This window comes from Stenotrophomonas sp. 86428_Sma, assembly GCF_056481585.1.
The window spans coordinates 3,762,329-3,787,077 of the sequence record NZ_CM151156.1; the positions used below are offsets into that span (position 1 = coordinate 3,762,329).

Consider the following 24,749-nt stretch of genomic DNA (forward strand, 5'->3'; position numbering starts at 1 on the left):
CCAGCGTCCGGCACTACCGGGAACCCGACCGGCGGATTCCCGATCAGGCCGCCAGCGAATCCAGCGCCGCTTCCAGCGCGTCCAGGTTCGGCAGCAGCGCGCTCTGCTCGCCCAGCAGCACACGCATGTGCACGATGTCCGGCAGGGTTTCTTCCGAGGCGTCAGCCAGCAGGCCGTCGCGCGGCACCGAAATCAGCTGCGGGAAGTTCTGCGTCAGCAGCGCGTAGTACGGGCGTTGCGCGTTGCCGCTGAGGGCCTTCAGCACCACCACCTTGTTGTGGCCGCCCACGGCTTCTTCGCCCAGTCCCGAAAGACGTGCGAACGACACCAGCGGCACCTGCCAGCCATGCCAGCCGATCTTGCCGACCAGCCAGCGCGGCGCATCGGAGACCGGCTGCACCGGCACGCGCGACATCATTTCGGCCACGGTGGCATTGGGCAGCAGCACGCGCGCGTTGCCGGCCTGGATCAGGACGCCACGGATTTCGTCATTGCTGGCATAGCTCATGGTGCTTCTCCGTTGTCGTCCTGCTCACCCCAGCGCGCGGCAATCGCCTGCGCCAGTTCCTGCGGTTCACCGGCCACCATGCCGGCAGCAACCACCGCCGTGGCTGCAGCCGGGTCGTAGCAGCCCTCGCCCACCTGCCCGGCCACCCATGCACCGGCGGCAGCCAGATCCAGCGCCGGACCGACATGCGCAAGGTCAGCGCCGCTGAGCAGGACCAGCGCGGTGTGGTCAGCTGGCAGCGCGGCAATCGCAATGCCCTGCGCGTCGCTGACGAAATGCAGGCCGTCACTGGCTGCCTGCACGCCGATGTCATCGGCCAGCACATGCACTTCACCCGGAGTTGCACGCTGGCCGGCTTCAGCCAGCTGCACCGGCAACGGCGACACACGTGCCATCTGCTTGACCAGGTTGCCGTAGCGCCCGCCATCCAGGCGCATGTGCACCAGGACGGGCACGCTCAGCGAAGGCGGCAGCGCGCCGAGCAGGCGACGCAGCGCATCCGGGCCACCGATGCCGGCCAGCACCAGCAGCGATCCGGCGCGTGCGCCCACGGGCGCAGCAGCGTCCAGATCGACCAGGCTCAGATGACCGGTATCGAAGGAAGGCAACGGAGCCTCCACGGCAGCGTGGTGCGGAGCGGTTGCCGAGGCATCGGCCTCGTCCTCGACCAGCGACCAGGCGGTGTGGTCGAAGGAGACCGGCGGTAGCGGCGGTGATGCGGACGCGGTCTCTGCCAGCGACGGCAGTGCGGAGGCCTGCAGCGGCTCAGGCACCACCGGCTGCAGCGCGGCCAGCGCCTGTTCCAGCGCGATCGGTTCGTGCAGCTGTACAGGCGGCGAGTACAGAGTGTCAGCGGGGACCTCGTCGGCCCAGCTCAATGCCTGCTCCAGGTGCGGCTGCAGCGCTTCTTCCTGCGGCGCCGGTGCCGGTGCCGGGTGGCCCGGCTCCAGCTGCAGGCTGGGTTCTTCTTCGGCCCCCGGCGGCAACACCTGCTGGTGGCCATGCAGCTTGGCGGACAGATGACGGCCCCAGCGCTGAGCCTCCCAACCATCACGACGTGCAGCCAGTTCGGCCTCGTCGAAGACCAGGGTCAGACCCGGTGCGGACAGCACCGCTTCCAGGCGCTCCAAGGCGTCCTCGATGGCGGCTTCCAGCGCGATCACCACGAACTGTGGGCGCGCCTCCTGCAGGACCCGCGCCTCCAGCGTGTTGGGATCATCTTCCAGCACCAGCTGCACATCGGCGTGCGACAACGCCTCACGCAGGCGCTCACGCGCCGCGCCGGGACGGGCCAGCAGGGCCACGGCCGGAGCCGCTTGGGTTTCACTCACGGACACGGGCGATCCCCAGCAGGTCGTACACGTTACGCATCAGGTCCAGTTCCTGGTACGGCTTGCCCAGGTAACGCTGGACACCGATCTCGAAGGCGCGCTGGCGGTGCTTGTCACCGCTGCGCGAAGTGATCATCACGATCGGCACGTCCCTGTAGCGCGGGTCGGCACGCATCGCGGTGGCGAGCTCGTAGCCATCCATGCGCGGCATCTCGATATCCAGCAGCATCAGGTCCGGCACGCGCTCTTCCAGGCGTTCCAGCGCTTCCACGCCGTCGCGGGCGACGCTGACCTCGAAGTTGTGGCGTTCGAGGATGCGGCCGGTGACCTTGCGCATCGTCAGCGAGTCGTCGACCACCATCACCAGCGGCACCTGGCGCTCCTGGCGCGGTGCGTTGGCCAGCACAGGCAGCGTCGGGTTGGCGAGGAAGCGGCGCACCAGCGGCGCCACGTCCAGGATCACCACCACGCGGCCATCGCCGGTGATGGTGGCACCGTAGATGCCCGGCACCGACGCGATCTGCAGGCCGACCGGCTTGACCACGATTTCGCGGTTGCCCAGCACCTGGTCGATCGCCACGGCGGCACGCAGATCACCGGCACGGACCAGCAGCAGCGGCACCTGGTCCTGGCCATCGGCACGCGCCGGGGCCTGCCCGACCAGGCTGCCGAGGTCGTACAGCGGATAGTCTTCGCCGCTGTAACGGTAGCTGCTGTCGGCGGCTTCGAAACGCTCGCGCGACAGGCGGCCGATACCACTGACCGAGGCCACCGGCACCGCGAAGGTGGTTTCGCCGATCTGCACGAACACCGCCTGGGTGACGGCCAGCGTCTGCGGCAGGCGCAGGGTGAAGCGTACGCCCTGGCCCCGCACCGACTGGATGTCGACCGAGCCACCGAGCTGGCGCACTTCGTTGCGCACCACGTCCATGCCCACGCCACGACCGGCCAGCTGGCTGACCTGGTCGGCGGTGGTGAAGCCGGACGCGAAGATCAGGTTGTCCAGCTCCTGCTCGTTCGGCTGCGCATCGGCGGCCAGCAGGCCACGGTCGATGGCGCGGCGGCGGATCGCCTCGCGGTCCAGGCCAGCACCGTCATCGGCCACTTCCAGCACGATTTCCGAACCTTCGCGGTGCAGGCGGATGGCGATCTCGCCCTCCTCCGGCTTGCCCGCGGCGCGGCGCTGTTCCGGCGCTTCCAGGCCATGGGCCACGGAGTTGCGCAGCATGTGTTCCAGCGGCGCGACCATGCGGTCGAGGACGTTGCGGTCCAGTTCGCCGTGGGTTCCTTCCAGGGTCAGGTGGACCTGCTTGCCGGTATCCATGCCGGACTGGCGGACCACGCGGCGCAGGCGCGGCACCAGGCCATCGAACGGCACCATGCGCGCGCGCATCAGGCCATCCTGCAGCTCGGAGCTGACGCGCGACTGTTGCTGCAGCAGCGAATCGTACTGGCGCGACAGATCGTCCAGCACGCCCTGCAGGCCACCCAGGTCGGCCGCCGACTCGTTCAGCGCACGGCTGAGCTGCTGCAGGGTGGAGAAGCGGTCCAGCTCCAGCGGATCGAACTTCTGGTCGGCCTGGTCCTGCTCGCGCTGGTAGCGGGCGACGATCTGCGCCTCGGTTTCCAGGTCGAGTCGCCGCAGCTGGTCGCGCAGTCGCGCATTGGTGCGCTCCAGTTCGCCCATGGCACCACGGAAGGCGCCCAGCTGCTGTTCAAGCCGCGAGCGGTAGATCGCCACTTCACCGGCATGGTTGACCAGGCGGTCGAGCAGGTCGGCACGCACGCGCACCTGCTCCTGCTGCGGACGCGCCAGCGGATCTTCATCGACCACGCCCTCGGCCGGAAGCGGAGCCGACAGCGGCGCTTCGATCGGGGCCGCCAGTGGGCCCGCGGCCTGTGCGGGCACGGTCTCGATCTCGCTGGCCGCACGCGCGGCCGCAGCGGCTGCGGCGATATCGATGGTGGTGCGGACCTCGAAGGCTTCGACCAGATCCTGCGCCGGCTCCACCACGCGGTGCGCGCCGGTGCGGGTGAGCAGCTGGTGCAGGCGATCGAACCCACGCTCCAGCAACTGCACGTCGCGGCGCTCGATCTCGGTACGGCCCGCGGCCACCGCCTCCAGCAGCGATTCGATGCTGTGGCCAAGGTCGCCGATGGCGTTGATGCCAGCCATGCGTGCGCCACCCTTCAGGGTGTGCAGATCACGCTGCAGGCCGGCCAGTACCTCGCGGTCCTGCGGCGCATCGCGCAGTTCGCTGATCAGGCCATCGCAGTGGTCGAGCAGGTCCTTGCCTTCCTCGACGAAGATATCGACCAGTTCGCGGTCGTACACGCTGAAGTCGAGTGCATCGGTGCCGTCTTCGGCATCCGCCTCAACAGGTGCCTGCTCGTGGTGCGGCGCACGCGGCACGATGTCGGTCGCTGCAACCTGTGCATCGGCATCGACCGTACCCTGGCCCGGTGCGTCTTCCATTTCGAAGAAGCGCACCGCAGCAGTGCCGCCCTGCGGCGCCTCCGCGGTGATCTCCTCAATCACCGTCGCCGGGGACGGCTGATCGGCGCTCTCTCCTTCACCGACCGCCGCCTCCCCGCCGACGTCCGCATCCTCGGCAAAGGCATCTGCCTCACCCGGCGCGAGTTCGCTGGCCTGGAGGCCGATCACGGGCCATTGCCCGTCGTCGTCCAGGGTCTGCTCCTCCTCGATCACGTGCAGGCCGGCCTCGAGCGCGGCTGCCAGCGTGACTGGTTCTGCAAAACCCGGCACAGCCATTTCATCCTGCAGGCTCGACAGCTCGCTGTCGAGTGGCAGTGCAGCAGCGTCGTCAATGACGTTGTCATCGTCACTGTCCGAATCAAACGGCAACGGCGTATTCAGGTCGATCGCGTCAACTTCCGCAGACACCGGCAACTCTTCCGCGTCGCGGTCATCCACCGGCAGCGCACTGGCGTCGAGGTACGGCGACAGATCGTCCGCCATGGTCAGGTCAGCGTCGTCGACCGTCGCGATCGCCGGCACGGCATCTGATTCGTCCTGGGCAACATCAGGCGCACTTTCAATCGGCTGGATCGATTCAATCGCGCCGGTGTCGTCTGAGGCAGGTTCACCTTCGCCCGGAACCGACGGCCAGCCGGCGTCGAAGTAACGCGAAAGATCGTCGCTGGCGGTCAGCTCACCCACGTCCAGGCCGCTGTCGGCTGCGACGTCCAGCGCCTCCAGCCCGGTTGCAGCTGGAACCGGTTCCAGCGCATCTTCGGCATGCGACTGCGGCTCGGCAATGAGATCGGTCGCCGCATCGAAAGCGGACTGCATGCTGGTTTCGTCCAGCGTGTCCAGCCCGGCCAGCGGCGCTTCGGCCGCGGATGCCTGCTCGGCATCAGGCGCCAGCTCGACGCCCTCTTCGTCCTCGTCTTCCAGCGCGAACAGCGGCCAGCGCGCTTCCGGCAGTTCGCCGGCCAGCGCCTGCAGGCGCTGCACCAGCGCTTCCTGCGGAACAATGCGCGGCTGCTCGGCCTGCAGCGCTTCCATGGTCGCGGTGATCGCCTGCGCGGCCGCCCCCAGTGCGGCAACGCCTTCGTCACCAGGCACCACGTCCGCAGCCAGTGCACGCTTGATGTAGGACTCGGCACCGCCGGTGACCGCCGTGATTTCCGGCACTTCGGTCATCGCGAAGGCGCCGTTCATGGTGTGCACCGCACGCAGCAGTGCGTCGCTGACCGGCTGCGGTGCCTGCTGCGCCGAGCGCAGCCATTCCTGCAGGGTCGCCTGGTGGACTTCGACCTCGGCCTCGAGGATCTCGCGCAGTACGCTGTCGATGTTGGCCGGGGTACCGGCGTCTTCCGCCACCGCCGTGGCATCGGCCTGCGCCGACGCAGCGGCCTCGGCTTCCAGCAGGCGGCTGATTTCGTCTTCGCCTTCGGACTCGGCCAGTGTCGCTGCCGGTGCGGCCGCAGCCGGCAACGGCACGTAGAAGGTCTCCTCGCCGGCACCGACCCGATCGGCAATGGCCTGCATCGCCTGCAGGTCCACGCTGATGCGCTGGCCATGGCGCAGCGCGGCGTTCAGCTGCGGCAGCGCGGCATGGGCGTTGTCGACCATCGCCAGCACCGCCGGAGTCGCCGGGCGACTGCCATCGAGCACGCGATTGAGCATGCCTTCGATCTTCCAGGCGAACTCGCCCAGGGTGCGTGCACCCACCAGGCGGCCACTGCCCTTGAGGGTGTGGAAGATGCGGCGGATCGGCCGCAGCCGGTCCATGTTGTCCAGCTGCATGCGCCATGCCGGCAGCAGCGTGCCCAGGTTGGCCAGCTCGTCGTCGAACTCTTCCAGGAACACCTCGCGGATGTCCTCGTCGATGTTCTCGGCATCGTCGTCGAAGCCGGCCTCGAAGCCGGTCTCGGTGCCGGCCACGACCGGGATGTCCGCAGCCGGTGGAGCCGCCATGGCCTGCGGATTGAAATCGGCCGCCGCGGCGCTCAGCTCGGCGAAGAACTGCGCGTCGGCTTCGCTGAAGTCGATGGGCGCGATGGTGTCGATATCAATCACCGACACCGCCGGTGCCGGTGCATCGGAGACCGGCGTCAGCACCTCGGCCATCGGCGCGGGCACGTCCTCCTGCACATCCGCCGGAACCGCGTCCGCTTCGGCAACCACAGGGCTTTCGTCCAGCCGCACGGATGCAGCGGGATCGACGATCTCCAGCGCCGGGTGCAACCCGGCGTCGTCGTCCAGCGACAGCGTCTCCATCGCGTGCAGCGACAGCACGTCGTCGGCATTGTCCAGCGCATCGGCGTCGAAACGGAACACCACGTCGTCACCGGCGGCGACCACATCGTGCTCGGCAGCCACCGGGTCGAACACGGGCGCGGCAACGTCAGCGGTGTCAAAGGGCACCGACGCGTCGACGTCGTCCTCGACATCCATCACAGCCACATCGGCCAATGCCGGCGGTGTTGCCTCCGACAATGTCCACTGCGGCGCCGGTTCCACGCTGGTTTCGGCCCGTTCGAAACTGACCGGGTCGAAGCTGGCGAAGGTCGGACTGCGCTCGTCTTCGGCACTCGCGGTCGGCTCGGAGTCCGGATGGAACGGTGCGAGATCCCATTGCGGTACCTCGGGCGCAGGCGCGCTGGACGCGGCGAACACCAGCGGTGCATCCGCGTCGTCATGCAGCGGCAGCGGTGTGGAGGCGACACTCCCCAGCGCCCCGAACATCAGGCGGTTGTCCACCACCTCCGGTGCAGGCGCGGCCGGTGGCGGATCGAAGGTGAAGTCCGGCAGCGGCACCGGCACCGTACCGGCGGCGGGCGCGGCCGGCTGCACCGGAATCTCGATGGGCTCCGGCTGCACCGGCTCGGTCTGCAGCGCGATCGGCTCGCGGTCCACCAGCAGCGATGCGAACGGAATCGGCGCGGCGGCAACAGGCGCCACCGCATTGCGGTCCGGCAACGGCCAATAGCGCAGCGCTTCAAGGCTGCTGCGGGTGATGTCGAGGATGTCCTCGCGGCCCGGGCGGCGGTCGCGCAGAGCCTCGAGGTAGTACTCCAGGCTGGCCATGGCATCGGCCAGGGTGTCCAGCTGGCGGCCACTGGGCACGCGCTGGCGACCGATCAGCTCGGCTTCGATGTACTGCTGCACACCGCGCAGGTAATCGGCGGCGGTGTTCAGGTCGAGCATGCGCAGCGCACCGGAGACATCGCCCAGCAGGCGCGGCACGTCCTGCAGCTCGGCATGGTTCCAGCTGGTTTCAATGAAAGCGACGAAATGCTCGCGGGCGGTGGCGAAGTTGGCGATGGCCTCATGTGCCAGCACCTCCACCGTGCGCCGGTTCTCCACCGCGCTGGGGTCATCTTCGCCACTGCCGCCGGCGCCCAGATGGGCGACCTGGTCGTCCAGCGACGCGTCCACGTAGAGCAATGCGCCGGCGATATCCAGCAGCAGGTTCTCGTCGATCTGCTGGCGCCCTTCGACCACGCCACGCAGCGCATCGCGCTGCTGCACGACCACGCCGCGGGCAACGCCCAGGCCCATCATGCCCAGCGTATCGGCCACGGCGCCAAGTTCGTTGGCCTGGGTCTGCAGCTGTTCGGGCGCACCGCCAGTACGCAGGTGCAGGTCCAGCGCATCCTTGATGCGCAGCAGTTCTTCCTTCACCGCGCTGCCCACGGTATCCAGCAGCTCGCGGTTGCGCCCGCTCAGGCTGCCCCGGGCATGGTCCAGCTCGGCCTCGGTGGCGCTGACGCTGTCCGGCGCGAACGCCAGCAGCACGCTGTCATGCACGCCCTCTTCGCCACGCGCGGCACGGATTTCGTTGAGCAGCGGCATCAGCACGATCGGAATGTCGCGGTGGCCGTTCTGCAGGCGCTCCAGGTAATCGGGCAGCAGCACGCTGCCGCGCATCAGGGTCGCGCAGGCTTCATCCCGATCAGCCACGCTACCGGCGCCGATGGCATTGGCCAGCTGTTCCAGCTCCTCGGCCACCATCGCCGGGGCGTACAGCTCGACCATGCGCAGGGTGCCCTGCACCTGGTGCAGGTAGCCGGCGCAGATGCGCATGCGACTGGCATCGGCCGGGTCTTCCGCGTAGTACTCGACCTCGTTGCGCACCTGGCGCAGGGTCTCGTCCAGCTCGGGCTTGACCCAGCCCAGCGCTGCGTGGCTCATCGCATCGCGCAGACTGCTCATGGACGCGCTCCGTTCGCCGCCGCGCGGAAGCCGCGCGAGTTCTGGCGTGGGGAATGGAAATGCTTCATCGACTGGTTCCTTGCTCGCCGCCCTGCCCGCGTCACGCCGGCAGCTTGAAGTCGGCGACCGAACGACGCAGGTCGGCCGCCAGCTGCGCGAGGTGGCCGATCGATTCGGCGGTCTGCCCGGCACCCTGCGAGGTCTGGCCGGTGATCTGCCGGATCACGCCCATGGTGCGGGTGATGTCCGAGGCCGCAGCCGACTGCTGCTGGGCGGCGATGGAGATGTTCTTGATGAGGGTGTTCAGGGCGTTGGAGACGCGCTCGATTTCGGTCAGCGCGGTGCCGGCGTCCTCGGCCAGGCGTGCACCGGACACCACTTCGGCGGTGGTCTGTTCCATCGAGGTGACCGCTTCGTTGGTATCGGCCTGGATCGCCTGCACCAGGTTCTCGATGCGTCGGGTTGCGCCCGAGGTGCGTTCTGCCAGGCGCTGCACTTCGTCGGCCACGACCGCGAAACCGCGGCCCGCTTCACCGGCCGAAGCCGCCTGCACCGCTGCGTTCAATGCCAGGATGTTGGTCTGCTCGGAAATGTCGTTGATCAGTTCCACGATCGAGCCGATTTCCTGCGACGACTCGCCCAGGCGCTTGATGCGCTTGGAGGTTTCCTGGATCTGGTCACGGATCTGGTCCATGCCCTGGATGGTCTCGCGCACCACGCCGGCACCTTCGGCGGCGATCACCACCGAGCGCTGTGCCACGTCGGCCGACTCGGCCGAGTTGCGCGACACCTGTTCGATGCTCGCCGCGATTTCACCGATGCGGTCCGAGGCCGAGGTGATCTGGTTGGCCTGATGGCCCGCCGCCTCTGCCAGCTGCATGGCGGTGGCCTGGGTTTCCTGGGTGGACAGCGCGACCTTGGCCGAGGTGTCGTTGATGGTGGTCACCAGGTGGCGCAGCTCGTCCACCGCGTAGTTGATCGCGTCGGCGATGGCGCCGGTCATGTCCTCGGTCACCGAGGCCTTCACGGTCAGGTCGCCCTCACCCAGCGAGGAGATTTCGTCCAGCAACCGCATGATCGCCTGCTGGTTGCGGCTGTTGAATTCCACCTGTGTCTGGTAGCGCAGTTCCTGCTCGCGCGAGCGGCTGCGCACGTTGGTGGATACGAAGCCGATGATCGCGATCAGCGACAGCGCACCGGAGACCACGCCGATCCAGAAGTTCGGGAACAGGCGGGTATCGGACACCGAGCCGAACGAGGAGAACGCCTCGAACAGCTTGCGGCTGTCGTCCAGCATGTGTGCCGACCCCTGGCCCAGCGCAGTGGCCGCCGACTGTGCGGCGAACAGCTGGCGCGAGCTGGCCAGGATCGCGTCGGCGTCCTGCTTCATCGCTTCCCACTTCTGCTGCGACTGCTCCAGCGCGGCCACGGCGGCAGCACCACGCACGGCGGTGATGCCCAGTTCCTCGTTGCCGTTGCGCAGGCCGTCGAGCACCTGCGAGAACACGGTGATGTCGCGTGCCAGTGCATCGCCGGACGTCGCCGCAGCGCTGCCACCGGCGCGCATTTCGGTCACGCGACGGGCCATGGAGCCGGCCACCACCACCTGCTGCAGGGCGCTGTACACCTGCGACGACGGCGCGCCCGAGGCGGACATCGCACGCACCAGCTCGTTCAGCTGGGCCTGCAGGCCCGGCACCGCGCCGGTGAAGTTGTTGGCATTGCCGGCCAGCGCCAGCACCGCCGGTTCACTGGCGACCAGCTGCCCGGCCTGCTTGCCCAGCGGCGCCCAGGTTTCGGCCAGGGTGGCGATCGCACCCGACACGCCCGGCTCCTTGCCGTAGCGCCCCTGCAGGGTCGACACGTTCTGTTCGATCGCGTTGCGGGTCGCCTTGAAGGCGGTGAACGCCTGCGCGTTGCCGCCCACCGCATCACGGCCCTGGTTGGCCAGCTGCTGTGACAGCACCTGCAGATCGGCCGCCTTGGAGCCGGCATCGGCCAGGCGACTGCCCTGCCAGGTGGCGACGCCGGTGTTGACGCCGAACAGGATCATCGATGCCAGCAGCAGGAACAACCAGAGGTTGCTGCCGCCCAGCCGCAGCTTGCCGGTCTTGGTGGCGTCCGAAGCAGTACTCATCGTTCAACCTCGATCTTCAATGCAGGGGGCGATGCCCGGCCTCAGGCCGCGGCTTGCCGGAATTCAGGGGTACGCGACAGCAGCGAGAGCGAGAACACGCCCCAGTCGTGGCCGTCGGCGTGGAAGGCGCGATCGACGAAGTGGCCGTAACGTCCTTCGGCCAGCGTGCCGGCCGCGATCTGCTGGTCCAGTTCGAAGCTGCGCTGGCCGAACAGTTCATCGATGGTCAGCGCGACGTCGCCGCCGGCCTGGCGCATGATCAGCACGCGCTGGCCTTCCTGCTGCACGGTACGCGTGCCTTCCAGGAAGTACTTCAGGTCGACCACCGGGAACAGGTTGCCGCGCAGGTTGCCCACGCCCAGCAGCCAGGGCTGCGCGCACGGCACCGGGGTCACCGGCGGCATCGGCACGATTTCCACCACTTCGCGGAAATCGGACACCAGCCGGCGCTGGCCGACGCGGTAGCCCACGCCACGCCAGAGGTCCTGGGCGAACTGCCGCTCGGGCAGCTGCACCGCATGGGCCAGGCTGCGCCGTTCGTAGGCTTCGAGAATGTCGAAGGGCGAGCGCATCAGGCCACCAGTTCGTTGATCCGCGCGATCAGTTCATCCTCGCGCGGCGGCTTGACGATGTAATCGGCTGCGCCCTGGCGCAGGCCCCATGCCTTGTCGGTTTCCATCGCCTTGGTGCTGACGATGATCACCGGGATGTGCTTGATCGCCGCGTCACGGGCCATCGCGCGGGTGGCCTGGAAGCCGCTCATGCCGGGCAGGACCACGTCCATCAGCACCAGCTGCGGCACCTGGTCGCGGACCAGCTGCAGTCCATCCTCGGCGTTGTCTGCTTCCAGCACCTCATGGCCGGCACGGCGCAGCCACTGGGTGAACACCGCGCGGTCGGTCGGTGAATCCTCGATCAGAACGATACGAGCCATTGTGCCTTTCCCCCCTGGTCAGGCGTTGACGTATGTGCGGATGGCACCCAGCAGTTCTTCACGCGTGAAAGGCTTCGTCAGGTACTGCTCCGAGCCGACGATGCGTCCCCGCGCCTTGTCGAACAGGCCATCCTTGGACGACAGCATGATGACCGGGGTCGCCTTGAACAGCTGGTTGCCCTTGATCAGCGCACAGGTCTGGTACCCGTCCAGGCGCGGCATCATGATGTCGACGAAGATGATCTGCGGTTGCTGGTCTGCGATCTTCGCAAGCGCTTCGAAGCCGTCGGTGGCGGTGACCACCTCGCAACCTTCGCGCTTGAGCAGCGTTTCCGCAGTCCTGCGGATGGTCTTCGAATCATCGATGACCATCACCCGGAGTCCTGCGAGTTCCCCGCCCGCAGTCGTGTTTTCAGTCATTGCCTATCCCCAAGCGCACGGCCCGATCTCTGGCGGGGGCCGCTACGAAAGCGTATCTATATCGCACTTTCCGCGCCCGCTTCAAGGCCGCCCCATGGCGCGGGGCATGGCACCCTCCTGAACGTGACGGGTTTCGCAATGCGTGCGCGACCGCCGGGCGGACGCTGCGTTGCAGTACGGCAGGGAGGCGCGCGACCGGCGTTGCCGCTACCATCAACGCCTTGCCAGACAGGTGCGCCCATGCCGTTGAACGTCATCGTGGTGATGGACCCCATCGCCCACATCAAGATCGCCAAGGACACCACCTTCGCCATGTTGCTGGAAGCCCAGCGCCGCGGCCATGCCCTGCACTACGTGCGCCCGGGCGGGTTGGCCCTGGAAGGTGGCGTGGCGGTGGCCCAGACCGCACCGCTGCAGGTGCGCGACGACCCGGCCGGCTGGTATGAGCTGGGTGCGTTCAGCCGTACCGAGTTCGGTCCCGGCCAGATCGTGCTGATGCGCAAGGACCCGCCGGTCGACGCCGAGTACATCTACGACACCCAGGTGCTGGACGTGGCCGCCGCTGCCGGTGCCTGCGTGGTCAACAACCCGCGGGGCCTGCGCGACTACAACGAGAAGCTGGCCGCCCTGCTGTTCCCGCAGTGCTGCCCGCCGACCCTGGTCAGCCGCGATGCCAAGGCGCTGAAGGCCTTTGCCCTGGAACACGGCCAGGCGGTTCTGAAGCCGCTGGATGGCATGGGCGGCCGCTCGATCTTCCGCAGCGGCCAGGGCGATCCGAACCTGAATGTGATCCTGGAAACCCTGACCGACGGCGGCCACAGGATGGCGCTGGCACAGAAGTTCATTCCCGACATCACCGCTGGCGACAAGCGCATCCTGCTGGTCGATGGCGAACCCGTCGACTACTGCTTGGCGCGCATCCCGCAGGGTGATGAATTCCGCGGCAACCTCGCCGCCGGTGGCCGCGGCGAAGGCCGCCCGCTGAGCGAGCGCGACCGCTGGATCGCCGCCCAGGTCGGGCCGGAGATGAAGCGTCGCGGCATGCGCTTCGTCGGCCTGGACGTGATCGGTGATTACCTGACCGAGGTCAACGTGACCAGCCCGACCTGCGTGCGCGAACTGGACGCACAGTACGGCCTGAACATTGCCGGCACCCTGTTCGACGCACTCGAGGCCGGCCTGCGCTGATGTCTGCCGCATCTGCCGTACTGCCCCCGCCGCCGCGCGAAGCGCAACGGCTGGGGGCGACCATCGCGCTGTCGGTGCTGGTCCACGCCCTGCTGATCCTGGGCGTGGGCTTCGCCGTGAAGGGCGATGCACCGCTGGTGCCGACGCTGGAAGTGATCTTCAGCCAGACCCGCACCGCATTGACGCCGAAGCAGGCCGATTTCCTGGCCGCGGCCAACCAGGAAGGCGGTGGCGAGCATGACCGCGCGCAGCGTCCGCGCGACAACCAGGCCGGCATCGTGCCGCAGGCGCAATCCGGAATCAGCCCGGTGCCACAGCAGCAGCAATCGGCCGCACCGGTTCCGCCGCCGCAGGCGCGGGTGGTCAGCAGCCGCAATGGCGAAGAGGTGGTCGCGCAGGCACAGTCCCGGCCCACGCCGGATCAGCCCGAACCGGATGCGCCCTTGAGCGCACGCGAACAGCGCGACGTGGAGATGGCGCGCCTGGCCGCCGAAGTGCACCTGCGCTCGGCGCAGTACGCCAAGCGTCCGAACCGCAAGTTCGTGTCGGCCAGCACGCGCGAATATGCCTATGCCAACTACCTGCGTGCCTGGGTCGATCGCGCCGAGCGCGTCGGCAACCTGAACTACCCGGACGAGGCCCGGCAGCGCCGCCTGGGTGGCCAGGTGGTGATCAGCGTGGGTGTGCGCCGCGATGGCAGCGTGGAAAGCAGCCGGATCCTGCGTTCGAGCGGGACGCCGTTGCTGGATGAGGCGGCTCTGCGGGTGGTGAAGCTGGCGCAGCCGTTCCCGCCGTTGCCGAAGACCGAGGATGAGATCGATATCCTGCAGGTCACGCGCACGTGGGTGTTCCTGCCGGGCGGCACCCTGCACGACGACCGGTAGGGTTTGTTGCCCGGGCCTGCGGCCCGGGACCCGCTGCAAGCCCAAGCAACTGCAACAGCAAGATCAAGAGCTGCGGTTGGGCTTTGGGTTTGGCGGGGCGGTGTGGGCTTGCAGGACACGCCGTAAACCCGTCCCTGGGGGCTCGATGGCGCCATCCATGGCGCCAACGGTCCTGCAAGCCCACACCGCCCCACCTTTGACAGATCACGGCGCATTTTTGCTATTGGTAGGTGTCGACCTTGGTCGACACACATCCACGCCACGCGTGGATGCGAGCGAAGCGACCCGCTTTTGACTTTGACTTTTCTTTTTTTGATTTTCCGTGGCGGACGCACACGGGAACTGTCAGAGGCCGGGCGGGTGGGCTGCGCAGGGGCGTGAGCCGCATGGGCCCGAGGCATGCCTCGGGCGGGTTGGGCAGGACGCCCAACCCCGGTCTTGCCGTGTGCGCAGGACAGCGCACACGGGCAAGCGGCGACCGAGCTTACAGGGACGTACTTGCAGCGCCCCCTGCGCAGCCCACCCGCCCGGCCAAACCACGGCTTTTGATCTACGCAACCACCCCCGCCACGAGGGGCTCAGCCGTTGGCCTTCGCCTTCGCCTCGCGCGCCGCCTGCTGCTCGACCAGGGTCAGTGCCACGTTGTCGCGCAGATAGGCCGGCTCGACCTTCTCCGGTGCGATGGCTTCGCCGCGCGCGAAGGCCCGCACCGCCAGTGCCAGTACGTCCGACGCGCGCGGCAATGCGGCGGCATCGAATCCACGCAGGCCAGCCCCAAGTTGCGCCACCAGTGCGCCCTCGGCTGCGCCGAAACCGGTACCCACACCGTAGGCGGACAGCCCTTCCGGCAGCGACTCCGCAGCGGGTGCGCATACGCGCTCAGCATCACGCGCCACCGGCAGGCCGTCCACGCGCTCGAAGCGGGCAACGTAGAGTTCGCCCATCCGCGCATCGATCGCTGACAGGATCTGCGTTTCTTCCGTCGGTGCCCGCAACGCCAGCACCTGCAGCGTCGAGACCGGCAACAGCGGACGGTCCAGTGCCAGTGCGATGCCCTGGGCAATCGCGATAGCCAGGCGTACGCCAGTGAACGCACCCGGGCCGCGGCTGAGCGCGATGCCGTCCAGCTGGCGGCGGCTGATGCCGGCTTCGGCCAGCAGCGCCTCCGCCCACGGCAGGCTCAGTTCGGCGTGCCGGCGCGGGGCGATCTCGAAGCGTTCCAGCACCTGCCCATCGACATGCAGGGCAACGGAACAGGCTTCGGTGGCGGTTTCAAAGGCGAGCAGTTTCATCGGTTCGGGTCAGAACAGGGGGAACGTGGCACCGGGCGCCGGCTCAGGGCCGGTCGCAACAGCGACTGGGGCAGCCGCATCATCGGACACGGGCGCCCATTGTGGCGTAAAGAAGGCCTGCACATCGGCCAGGCTGCGAGTACGCCGGAACGGCGGCAGCGAATCGAGGAAGACCCGGCCATAGCCCCGGTTGAGCAGGCGCGGGTCGCACAGTACCAGCACGCCACGGTCGCTCTCGCTGCGGATCAGGCGGCCGACACCCTGCTTCAATGCGATCACCGCCTGCGGCAACTGCTCGTCGCGGAACGGATTGCCGCCCTGGCTGCGGATCGCCTCCAGCCGCGCCTCGTACACCGGGTCATCCGGCGCCGCAAACGGCAGCTTGTCGATCATCACCACGCTCAGCGCTTCGCCGACCACATCCACGCCCTCGCGGAAACTGGCCGAGCCCAGCAGCACGCCATTGCCCGATTCACGGAAGCGCTGCAGCAGCGTCGCACGCGGCGCCTCACCCTGCACGAACAACGGCCACGGCCCGTCGCGCAATGCCTCGGCGGCCTCACGCAATGCACGGTGCGAGGCGAACAACAGGAAGGCCCTGCCCTGCGAGGCCTGCAACACCGGCCGCAAGGTCTGGATCAGCGCGGTGCCAAACCCGCGCGCCGCCGGATCGGGCAGGCCTTCGGGCAGGTAGCACAGCGCCTGCTCGGGCCAATTGAACGGACTTGGCTGCACCAGCGTGTGCGGATCGTCCAGGCCCAGGCGGGTGGCGATGTGATCGAAACCACCGCCCACGGTCAGCGTTGCCGAAGTGAAGATCCACGCGGCACGGCTGCGCTCGCGATGCTCACGCAGCGGACCGGACACATCCATCGGCGTGCGCTGGCAACGGAAACCACGCGGCGTAAGCTCGTACCAGAGCACATCGGCCGCACTGCTCGCTTCCGACGGATCGGTGTCGAAATCGAGAGTGGGTTCGTCATCGCCCAGCCAGCGGCTGAGCCGCGAGACCGCCTCGCGCGCCCGCGCATGACAGGCATCCAGACCCGCCGCCGCTTCGCGCAGCGGCTGCAATGCCTGCTCCAGGGTCACCAACCCTGCCATCACCGTATCGAATCCGTCGCGCACCTGTGGCATCGCCAGCGCGCGCCATTGCGTGCCACGCGGCGGCAGTCCCTCCATCGCCGAACGCAGCGCCAGCAGCGCCTGCTGCAACTGGTCGACCGGTTCCTGCAGCGCCGACTGCGCGCCGCCCACACCGCGTGCTTCAGCCAGGCAATCGCGCCCGAGCTCCTGCCACGGGCGCATGCCAAAACCCTCGCCGAAGAACTGCGCGGCCAGTTCGGGCAACTGGTGCGCCTCGTCGATGACGAAGGCCTGGGCGCCCGGCAGCAGTTCACCGAAGCCATCCTGCTTCAGGGCCAGATCGGCCAGCAGCAGGTGATGGTTGACCACCACCACATCGGCAGCCTGTGCACGCTGCCGCGCACGCACCACGAAGCAGTCATCCCAGAACGGGCAATCGGTGCCCAGGCAGTTGTCGACGGTGGAGGTGACCATCGGCAGCAATGGGGAGTCGTCGGCCAGCCCGTCGAGCTCGGCGATGTCACCGAACTCCGAGCGACCGGACCAGGCCAGGATGCGCTGGAACTGCGCGGCCTGCTCGGGACTGGAAAACCGCGGTTCGCCGCGCGCCTGCTGCAGGCGATAGCGGCACAGGTAGTTCGCACGCCCTTTCAGCAGCGCACTGCGCAGGCCGACCCCGAGTGCCTGGCGCACCCGTGGCAGATCGCGGTGGTAGAGCTGGTCCTGCAGCGCGCGGGTGCCTGTGGAGATGATGGTGCGCAACCCGGACAGCAGCACCGGCACCAGATAGGCAAACGTCTTGCCGGTGCCGGTACCGGCCTCGGCCAGCAGCAGATCACGCTGCTGCAGCGCATCGGCGATGGCTTCGGTCAGGTGCAGCTGTGCCGGACGCGGGACGAATGCATCCAGGTGCGAGGCGAGCGCGCCGCCGTCGCTGAGGGCTTCGCGGCTGGCATGGACAAGGTCGGACATCAGAGGGAAAGGATACCCGGCCGGGCGCTGCCCGGCACCCGTTTCAAGCCAGAGCACAAGCAACGGTAACAGCGGTCATGGCTCTGGGTTGCACTGAGGGCTGGGTGGGGGACTGTGGGTTTGCGGGGACGCCGTAAACCCGTCCTTGGGGGCTTGGCCGCGGCATCCATGCCGCGGACACCCCGCAAACCCACAGTCCCCCACCTTCGACAGTGCCCCGGTGACGGAGGCACGCGCTTCGTAGAGTCGAGCTTGCTCGACTGGGATGTCAAAAGCGGTTGAGGGAACGGGAAAAGAGGACGAACTACCGCGAGCGCGCGCAGCGCGCGACCCGCTTTTGATTTTGATTTTGTTCTTGCCTGCGGCCCGCGCGATGTATAGCGGGCCGGGTGGGTGGGGCGTGCAGGACCGTTGGCGCCATGGATGGCGCCATCGAGCCCCCAAGGATGGGTTTACGGCGTGTCCTGCACGCCCCACCTACCCGTCCCATCACCTGTATCCATCAGTGCGAGCGCGCGCCGCAGAGGGGGCAGCGCCCGATGGAGTGGAATACCTCAGTACCGCTTGATCCCCGGCACCGTGCAACCTTCAATCTGCGCATGCGCCGACACCGCATTTTCCTTCTCGCCGCGCGCCAGACGCGACTGCTCGATCGTCGCCCAGTGCCGGCGGCACAGCGGCCCGGTCTTCGAGCCCAGATCCACCGCCTTGCGCGCGAACGTCTCAGCCTGTGCCCATTGGCCCTGCAACAGCGCCAGCTCGGCACGCTCCTGCAGCACCGCCGGGTCACCGGCCACGATTTCCAGCGCGTGGTCCAGGCTGCTGGCGGCACCGGCCAGGTCGTTGGCCTGGCGCTGCGTCTGTGCGGTCACCCGCAGGTCTTCCACCTGCGAATCACGCAGAGGCTGCACCGACAGCTCCTTGTCGTCCGGACCTGCGGCCGCATCCACCGCAGCCAGGCGCTGTGCCGGCGTGGTGGTATCAACCGGCGGCTTGGCCACCGGCGGTGCGCTGCTGACGCAGGCGGCCAGGGCCAGGCTGAGGCCGGTCAGGGCCAGGGGCTGCAGCAGGGATCGCATGTTCATCGGCATCATCGGCTCGGGGGGAGGAGTGGCGGCGGCGGGCGCCGCGGCAGGTTCAGCAGGCGGCTCAGGCTTGCGGTCCAGGCCGAACCAGCTACGCCAGCCACCGCCCTCGCCTTCGGCACCCTGCCCGTCCGGCGACACCGCCGGCGCACACGGTGCATAGGCCGGTGAATAGCCCACCACGAACGGGAAACGACGCGCGCCCGGGCAGCCTTCATCCGTGCTGTTGAGTCCGGTCGGCGCCACCGACTGCCAGTCCAGGCCCTTGTTGCTGACCCGCAGTGGCGCACTCGGCAGGCGCTGGAAGATGCCCGACCAGACCCGCATCGCGCCGGTGGCACCGTACAGGCCGGCCTGCTCGTTCTGGTCGTTGCCGATCCAGATCACCGCCAGATGATCGCCGGTGTAACCGGCGTACCAGCTGTCGCGGCCATCGTTGGTGGTACCGGTCTTGCCGGCCGGCTGCAGGCGGCCGAGGCCATCGGCGTTCAGGCGCTGCGCGGTGCCGCTGGCAACCACCTGCTGCAGGCCGACACTGATCAGGTTGGCGGCAATCGAGTCGCCTTCCTGGGCCGGTGCCGGGGTCTTGTCGTAACGCTTGAGCAGCTTGCCCTGCGGATCGAGCACGCCACGCACCGCATGCAGCGGCTGGATTTCGCCACCGGACGCGAGGAACTGGTACAGCTGGGCCATCGCGTACGGGCTCTGGTCGGTCGAACCGAGAATCACCGCCGGATTCGCCTCGGCCTTGATGCCGGCCAGCACGTGGATGAGCTGGGTCACACGCTCGGGGCCGACCTGCATGCCCACGCGCACCGTGGCCTGGTTGTAGGAATGCGCCAGCGCGTCGATCAGGCGCACGGTGCCGTGGCTGCGGTTGTCCGCGTTGCCCGGGTTCCAGTTGCGGCCGCGGCCGAGCTGGACGGTCACCGGTGAATCGTCGACCCAGCTGGCCAGCGAGTAGCGGTCCGGCTGCGCCAACGCGAGCAGGTACACGAACGGCTTCAGCAACGAGCCGACCGGGCGCTGTGCTTCGATCGCACGGTTGAAGCCGACCTCGGACACTTCACGGCTGCCGATCACCGCCAGCACGTCACCGTTGTGCACGTCGGTCAGCACCATGCCGGCCTGCAGTTCGGGGCGACGCTTGCTCTCCAGCGACTTGATGGTGCGGGTCACCGCGCCTTCGGCATAGGCCTGCGCGGACGGCGACATACCGGTCATCACGCTCAGGCCGGCGCCCTGCAGGGCAGATTCCGGATAGTCGTGACCCAGTTGGCGGCGGACCAGATCAACATAGGCGGGGAAGCGGTTGGCGGCAACCAGGCCCGGCGTCTTGGGCACGCCCAGCGGGGCCTTCAACGCACGCTGGTACTCGGCGTCATCGATCAGCGTGGCTTCGTGGAGTTTGCCCAGCACGAAGTTGCGGCGATCCAGCGCGCGTTCCGGATTGCGCCGCGGGTCGTAGAAGGACGGGCCCTTGACCAGGCCGATCAGCAGCGCGATCTGCTCGGTCTCCAGCGACTGCAGGTCGCGACCGAACCAGAACTCGGCGCCAGAGGACATGCCATGGATGGCCTGGCTGCCACGCTGGCCCAGGTACACCTGGTTGAGGTAGGCCTCGAAGATGGTGCGCTTGTCGTAGCGCGCTTCCATGATCAGCGCGTAGAGCACTTCGTTGAATTTGCGGGTAACCGTCTGCTCCTTGCCGATGCCGAGCAGGCCGCTGCGGGCCAGCTGCTGGGTCAGCGTAGAGGCGCCCTGGCGGCTCTGGCCACCGGAGCGGATGGTTACCCACACCGCGCGCGCGATGCCGGACAGGTCGATGCCGTGGTGGCGGTTGAAGTCCTTGTCCTCCACCGCCTGCAGGCCGGTCACCAGCAGGTCCGGCGCCTCGTCCATGCGGATCAGGCGGCGTTCTTCCTGCTTCTGGCCGTACAGGGTGGCGATGCGGGCCGGGTCCAACCGCGCGGCCTTCAAGGCCTTGCGGTTGTCGGCGTCGCGCAGCGAGGCGACCGCACCATCGGCCAGTGACAGCTCGAGCCGGCGCGGGGCAACCCGGCCATCGACGTCGTTGTAGCCGCGGCTGGAGATGACGAAGCGCCCGCCGTTCACCGCATAGGTGGCCGGGTCCTTGCCCTGGCCGTCATCGCGGTAGGCGGAGGCGGCCAGCTCGGTCTTCAGCGTGGACGCATCCATCGCCTTGCCGGGGGTGAGCACCAGCGGGCGCGCGTAGACGCGCGTCGGGATCTGCCAGCGCAGCTCGCCGAAACGCTGGGTCACCTGCTGGTTCAGGTACAGCGTATAGGGAATGAGGAAACCCAATCCCAACGCGACCGCAGCCATGCTCCAGGTGATCAGCCGGCGCCGCCACAGCGGGCCGTTGTCCTGCTGGTCGTCGTCGTCGAAATCGTCGATGTCGTCGGAATCGTAGCGTCGGGGCACGGGAATGCGAGAATGTAGGGTCTGGCGAGTCTACCCCAGCCGCTGCGGCTGGCGAATTCTCCCGGGTTCCCCTGCTTAAGCTGGAGTTGCAACCGGATGGCGATGTCCCTGGCCGAGATCCGATACCTGATCAACCGCCTCACGGGCCTGGCCCGCCGGAGCCTGGCCAGCCTGCGTACCCGTGGGTGGCGGGCGACCTGGCAGCGCATCCGCGTGCATACCCAGCGCGCCGTTCCCGCGCCGCGAACGCCGCTGTTCCTGCCGCCGGCACAGGATTTCGCCCCCTTCACGGTGCCGTTCAGCGAAACGCCGGAAGTGAGTATCGTCATCCCGGTCTACAACCACGTCGGCCATACCCTGGCCTGCCTGCGCGCCCTGGCGGCACATCCGCCGCTGGCGGCGTGCGAGATCCTGGTCGTGGATGACGGCAGCAGCGACGCCACCGTGCAGTGGATGCCGCAGGTCGCCGGACTGCGCTATGAGGTGCGCGAGCACAACGGCGGCTTCATCGAGGCCTGCAACGATGGCGTGTCGCGCGCACGCGGCCGCTATGTGGTGCTGCTCAACAACGATACGGTGCCGCAGCCGGGCTGGCTGGATGCCCTGCTGGACACGTTCGCCAGCACGCCCGACGCCGGCCTGGTCGGCAGCCAGCTGCTGTACCCGGATGGCCGCCTGCAGGAATCAGGGGGTGTGATCTTCGCCAACGGCAGCGGCTGGAGCTACGGCCGTTTCGAGGCGGCGGACGACCCACGCTTTGCCAGCCTGCGCGACGTCGACTACTGCTCCGGCGCGGCGCTGATGCTGCCGCGCGCCCTCTGGCAGCAGCTGGGCGGCTTCGATACCCGTTACAAGCCGGCGTACTACGAGGACACCGATCTGGCCTTCCGCGTTCGCGCCCAGGGCCTGCGTGTGCTGGTGCAACCAGCCAGCCGGGTGATCCACGATGAAGGCACCAGCAACGGCACCGATACCGGCAGCGGGGTGAAGGCCTACCAGGTGCGCAACCAGGCCATCTTCGCCGCCCGCTGGGCCACCGAGCTGGCCCACCATCCGGCGGTGGGCGAAGTGCCGTCACCCGCGCTGCTGCTGCGTGGCCGACGCCAGGTGTTGATCCTGGACGAGGAAGTACCCCAGCCGGATCGCGATTCGGCGTCACTGCGCCAGGTGAACCTGATCCGCCTGCTGCTGCAGGGCGGCGCTCATGTGGTGTTTGTTCCCACCCGCCGCGAACATGGCGGTGCCGCCACCGAAGCACTGCAGCGGATGGGCGTGGAAGTCTGGTATGCGCCGTTCCTCGATGGCGTCGCCAGCTGGCTGCGAACGCACGGTGCGCGTTTCCACGTGGCGCTGCTGGTCCGCCACCATGTCGCCCACGAGTGCCTGCCGCTGCTGAAGCGCTATGCGCCGCAGGCCCGCACTGTGTTCGACACCGTGGACCTGCACTACCTGCGCGAACGTCGTGGTGCCGAAGTCGCCGGTGATGCCGGGTTGCTGCGCGCCGCCGAGCGCACCCGCGCCAGCGAGCTGGCGGTGATGGAGCAGTGCGACGTCACCGTGCTGGTCAGTGCCGCCGAGCGCGAGCAGCTGCAGGCCGACGCCCCTTCCGTGCAGGTGGAGCTGATCTCCAACCTGCACGACGTCGCCGGCGCCGGCAAACCGTTCGAACAGCGCCATGATCTGGTGTTTGTCGGCGGCTTCCGCCATCCGCCGAACCTGGATGCCATGGAGTGGTTCATCGGCGAAGTCTTTGCCGGCATCCGCGCCCGCCTGCCCGAGGTACGCCTGCACTGCATCGGTGCCGCCACACCGGAATCGCTGCTGGCATTGGCCGCACGCCAACCCGGCGTGCAGATGCACGGTTTCGTCGAGGACATCACGCCCTACATGGACGGCGCACGCATTTCCATCGCGCCGCTGCGTTTCGGCGCCGGCGTGAAGGGCAAGATCAACCTGAGCATGGCCCATGGCCAGCCAGTGGTAGGTACCACCTGCGCCGTGGAAGGAATGCACCTGCACCCGGGCCAGGACGTGCTGGTGGCCGATGATGCGGCGGGCTTCGCCCATGCGGTGGTCCGCCTGTACCAGGATCCGCAGCTGTGGCAGCAGTTGTCCGACGCCGGCCTGGCCAACATCGCAGAGCACTTCTCCCTCGACGCTGCCCGCGCGACCGTGCAGCGGGTGTTCTTCACCTAATCCGGGCGACCGCCGGCGCGGCGCAGGCGGTCTTCGAACGCCGGCAGCTCGGCCAGGTCCGGTTGCAGCAACCGGGCCTGTTCGGCGGCGTGTGCCGCGAAAGCCAGATCGCCGTTGCCGAGCCGTTCGCTGCCGATCGCCAGCCAGCGCTGGGCCAGGCGCAGGCGTGCCGAGGGAAGCCCGGCCGCGGTCGGCGACAGGGTCTGCCACGCCTGCAGGCAGGCACCTGCGGCCTGCACGCGGTTCTGCCGCAGGTTGTCGTCGAAGCAGCGGCGACTGGCAGGCAGCAGCCGCGCTGCGGCAGCCTTCACCCGTGCATCGCGTGGCGCCAGTGACTGCGCTTCGCGCAACGCGTCGAACGCACTGTGCCCGGGGGGGCTGATCCATTGCCCGGCACGTTCGGCGCGCTCGATCCTGCGCAGGTGGTCGCGCAGTTGGCGCTCGCGCTGCGTGTTGCTGACCGCCGGCTGCTGCAGCGCCTTCTGCGCCTGTTGGGCGCGCTGCAGGCGTTGCGCGAGCTGCTGTTGCGCCGCCGGCGAAGCACCCAGTTCCACTGCCAGTGCGGCATCGGCCTGCGCCGCTTCGAACTGGAAATCGTCGGCCTGCTTCTGGCTGCGTGCCAGCACCGCCTGCAAGGTCTGTTCGCGGCCGCGCTGGGCACTGGAATCATCAACCGCCACTGCCAGCACGGCGAGGAATCCCTTCGCTGCGGATTCCAGCTGCCGACGCTGCAAGGCGCGCTGGGCCTGGCGCAGGCGCTGGTCGACGGCCTGTGCCAATGCTTCCTGGCTGGCGGGCAGATCGGCGTGGCCGGCATCGAACTGGCGCGCACGCTGCAGCATCGCGGCTGCCTGGGCCAGCTCGCCGCGCCCGGCCAGGATGCGGGCCTGCTGCAGCAGATCGCTCAGTGCGTCCTCGCGACCTTCCAGCGCCGGCAGATTGTCCGGCTGCAGTACCAGGATGCGCTGGAACAGGGGCAGCGCGCTGCTGTCACCGTCGTCCAGCCGGCCCGCTGCAAAGGCGTTGCGCGCCTGCGCCAGCAGTGCACCGATGCCGGCGCCTGCGCTGCGCCGGGCCTGCAGCTGGCGTGCCACGGCGTCCGCATCGCCCTGCGGCACCTGCAGTTCCCGGGCCAGTGCCAGTGCCTGCGCGCTGCCTTCGAGGTCGTTGGCCTGCAGTTTTTCGCTGGCCTGCTGCAGGGCCGCGGCGCCGGTACGGGCCAGCCCCTCACGGGCCTGCGGACGATCACCATCCAGCGCCAGCACGGCCTGGTAGCGCTCACGCGCACCACTGCCATCGGCGGCACTCAGCCGCCCGGCCGCCAGTGCGCGATCGCCTTCGGCCAGCAACTGTTCAATCTGAGGCTCATCCCAGAACCAGTCGGCCAGCGGCTTGCGCAGCAGCACCAGCAGCACGAACACCGCCAGCGCGGCGACCAACGCCCAGCGCCACACCCGGCGCGCGTGACGTGCCTGCAGCCACCACCAACGGCCTTCGCGGCGGACGCGGTCCAGCGCAGGATGTTCAGCGCCATGCGGGCGATGCGGAGGCTCGCGTTCCATGCGTGCAGGGTAGCCGGGGCAGCG

At 68.5% G+C, this 24,749-nt stretch carries 14 protein-coding genes and 1 pseudogene; 3 read left to right on the forward strand and 12 right to left on the reverse strand.

Annotation, left to right across the window (positions count from 1 at the left end):
- Positions 1-43 precede the first annotated feature (43 nt).
- The 7 genes from ACZK3J_RS17335 to pilG form a co-directional block, all read right to left on the reverse strand.
- Positions 44-508: a chemotaxis protein CheW gene (locus ACZK3J_RS17335; RefSeq protein ID WP_049400402.1), complete on the reverse strand. Its 465-nt coding sequence runs from the start codon at positions 506-508 to the stop codon at positions 44-46.
- Positions 505-1,845, reverse strand: coding sequence for a chemotaxis protein CheB (locus tag ACZK3J_RS17340; protein WP_049463551.1), 1,341 nt, complete (start codon positions 1,843-1,845; stop codon positions 505-507). The genes ACZK3J_RS17335 and ACZK3J_RS17340 overlap by 4 nt, the downstream gene beginning before the upstream one ends.
- Entirely contained in the window at positions 1,832-8,524 is a 6,693-nt protein-coding gene (locus ACZK3J_RS17345) for an Hpt domain-containing protein (protein ID WP_100437655.1), read from the reverse strand. Before ACZK3J_RS17345 ends, ACZK3J_RS17340 begins: the two co-directional genes overlap by 14 nt.
- Before the next feature lie 100 nt (positions 8,525-8,624).
- Positions 8,625-10,661, reverse strand: coding sequence for a methyl-accepting chemotaxis protein (locus ACZK3J_RS17350; protein ID WP_032130100.1), 2,037 nt, complete (start codon positions 10,659-10,661; stop codon positions 8,625-8,627).
- Positions 10,662-10,702: 41 nt separating this feature from the next.
- Positions 10,703-11,233: a chemotaxis protein CheW gene (locus ACZK3J_RS17355; protein WP_005410716.1), complete on the reverse strand. Its 531-nt coding sequence runs from the start codon at positions 11,231-11,233 to the stop codon at positions 10,703-10,705.
- Complete coding sequence (locus tag ACZK3J_RS17360) at positions 11,233-11,595, reverse strand: response regulator (protein ID WP_005410717.1); 363 nt, start codon at positions 11,593-11,595, stop codon at positions 11,233-11,235. The genes ACZK3J_RS17355 and ACZK3J_RS17360 overlap by 1 nt, the downstream gene beginning before the upstream one ends.
- Before the next feature lie 18 nt (positions 11,596-11,613).
- A complete protein-coding gene (gene pilG / locus ACZK3J_RS17365; protein WP_005418455.1) occupies positions 11,614-12,015 on the reverse strand; it encodes a twitching motility response regulator PilG in 402 nt (133 codons plus the stop codon).
- A gap of 240 nt (positions 12,016-12,255) precedes the next feature.
- Here pilG and gshB point away from each other — a divergent pair, with 240 nt between their 5' ends.
- Positions 12,256-13,203 (forward strand): glutathione synthase, encoded by a 948-nt coding sequence (gene gshB / locus ACZK3J_RS17370; protein ID WP_049463553.1) that lies wholly within the window; start codon positions 12,256-12,258, stop codon positions 13,201-13,203.
- Positions 13,203-14,087, forward strand: a complete 885-nt coding sequence (locus tag ACZK3J_RS17375) for an energy transducer TonB family protein (RefSeq protein WP_049463554.1) — start codon at positions 13,203-13,205, stop codon at positions 14,085-14,087. Before gshB ends, ACZK3J_RS17375 begins: the two co-directional genes overlap by 1 nt.
- A gap of 578 nt (positions 14,088-14,665) precedes the next feature.
- On the opposite strand, the gene tsaB is transcribed toward ACZK3J_RS17375, so the two are convergent.
- The 4 genes and pseudogenes from tsaB to mrcB form a co-directional block, all read right to left on the reverse strand.
- Positions 14,666-15,379 carry a tRNA (adenosine(37)-N6)-threonylcarbamoyltransferase complex dimerization subunit type 1 TsaB gene (tsaB, locus tag ACZK3J_RS17380; protein WP_049461890.1) on the reverse strand — a complete coding sequence of 238 codons (714 nt, stop codon included), beginning with the start codon at positions 15,377-15,379 and terminating at the stop codon, positions 14,666-14,668.
- A 9-nt stretch (positions 15,380-15,388) separates the two neighbouring features.
- The gene (locus ACZK3J_RS17385; RefSeq protein ID WP_049461889.1) at positions 15,389-17,437 is read right to left on the reverse strand and encodes a DNA repair helicase YoaA; all 2,049 of its coding nucleotides are present in this window, start codon (positions 17,435-17,437) and stop codon (positions 15,389-15,391) included.
- Positions 17,438-17,991: 554 nt separating this feature from the next.
- Positions 17,992-18,531: a hypothetical protein gene (locus ACZK3J_RS17390; RefSeq protein WP_080356554.1), complete on the reverse strand. Its 540-nt coding sequence runs from the start codon at positions 18,529-18,531 to the stop codon at positions 17,992-17,994.
- A gap of 6 nt (positions 18,532-18,537) precedes the next feature.
- Positions 18,538-20,967, reverse strand: a pseudogene (gene mrcB, locus ACZK3J_RS17395) (penicillin-binding protein 1B); the annotation flags it as partial.
- A 96-nt stretch (positions 20,968-21,063) separates the two neighbouring features.
- Here mrcB and ACZK3J_RS17400 point away from each other — a divergent pair.
- Entirely contained in the window at positions 21,064-23,163 is a 2,100-nt protein-coding gene (locus ACZK3J_RS17400) for a glycosyltransferase (protein ID WP_049462626.1), read from the forward strand.
- Here ACZK3J_RS17400 and ACZK3J_RS17405 read toward each other — a convergent pair.
- Positions 23,160-24,725, reverse strand: a complete 1,566-nt coding sequence (locus ACZK3J_RS17405; protein WP_049462625.1) for a hypothetical protein — start codon at positions 24,723-24,725, stop codon at positions 23,160-23,162. The genes ACZK3J_RS17400 and ACZK3J_RS17405 overlap by 4 nt on opposite strands.
- Positions 24,726-24,749 lie beyond the last annotated feature (24 nt).

Coding starts and splice junctions, on each gene's coding strand:
- ACZK3J_RS17335 (WP_049400402.1), bottom strand. CDS start 508: ATGAGCTATGCCAGCAATGACGAAATCCGTGGCGTCCTGATCCAGGCC.
- ACZK3J_RS17345 (WP_100437655.1), bottom strand. CDS start 8,524: ATGAGCAGTCTGCGCGATGCGATGAGCCACGCAGCGCTGGGCTGGGTC.
- ACZK3J_RS17350 (WP_032130100.1), bottom strand. CDS start 10,661: ATGAGTACTGCTTCGGACGCCACCAAGACCGGCAAGCTGCGGCTGGGC.
- ACZK3J_RS17355 (WP_005410716.1), bottom strand. CDS start 11,233: ATGCGCTCGCCCTTCGACATTCTCGAAGCCTACGAACGGCGCAGCCTG.
- ACZK3J_RS17360 (WP_005410717.1), bottom strand. CDS start 11,595: ATGGCTCGTATCGTTCTGATCGAGGATTCACCGACCGACCGCGCGGTG.
- pilG (WP_005418455.1), bottom strand. CDS start 12,015: ATGACTGAAAACACGACTGCGGGCGGGGAACTCGCAGGACTCCGGGTG.
- gshB (WP_049463553.1), top strand. CDS start 12,256: ATGCCGTTGAACGTCATCGTGGTGATGGACCCCATCGCCCACATCAAG.
- ACZK3J_RS17375 (WP_049463554.1), top strand. CDS start 13,203: ATGTCTGCCGCATCTGCCGTACTGCCCCCGCCGCCGCGCGAAGCGCAA.
- tsaB (WP_049461890.1), bottom strand. CDS start 15,379: ATGAAACTGCTCGCCTTTGAAACCGCCACCGAAGCCTGTTCCGTTGCC.
- ACZK3J_RS17385 (WP_049461889.1), bottom strand. CDS start 17,437: ATGTCCGACCTTGTCCATGCCAGCCGCGAAGCCCTCAGCGACGGCGGC.
- ACZK3J_RS17390 (WP_080356554.1), bottom strand. CDS start 18,531: ATGATGCCGATGAACATGCGATCCCTGCTGCAGCCCCTGGCCCTGACC.
- ACZK3J_RS17400 (WP_049462626.1), top strand. CDS start 21,064: ATGGCGATGTCCCTGGCCGAGATCCGATACCTGATCAACCGCCTCACG.
- ACZK3J_RS17405 (WP_049462625.1), bottom strand. CDS start 24,725: ATGGAACGCGAGCCTCCGCATCGCCCGCATGGCGCTGAACATCCTGCG.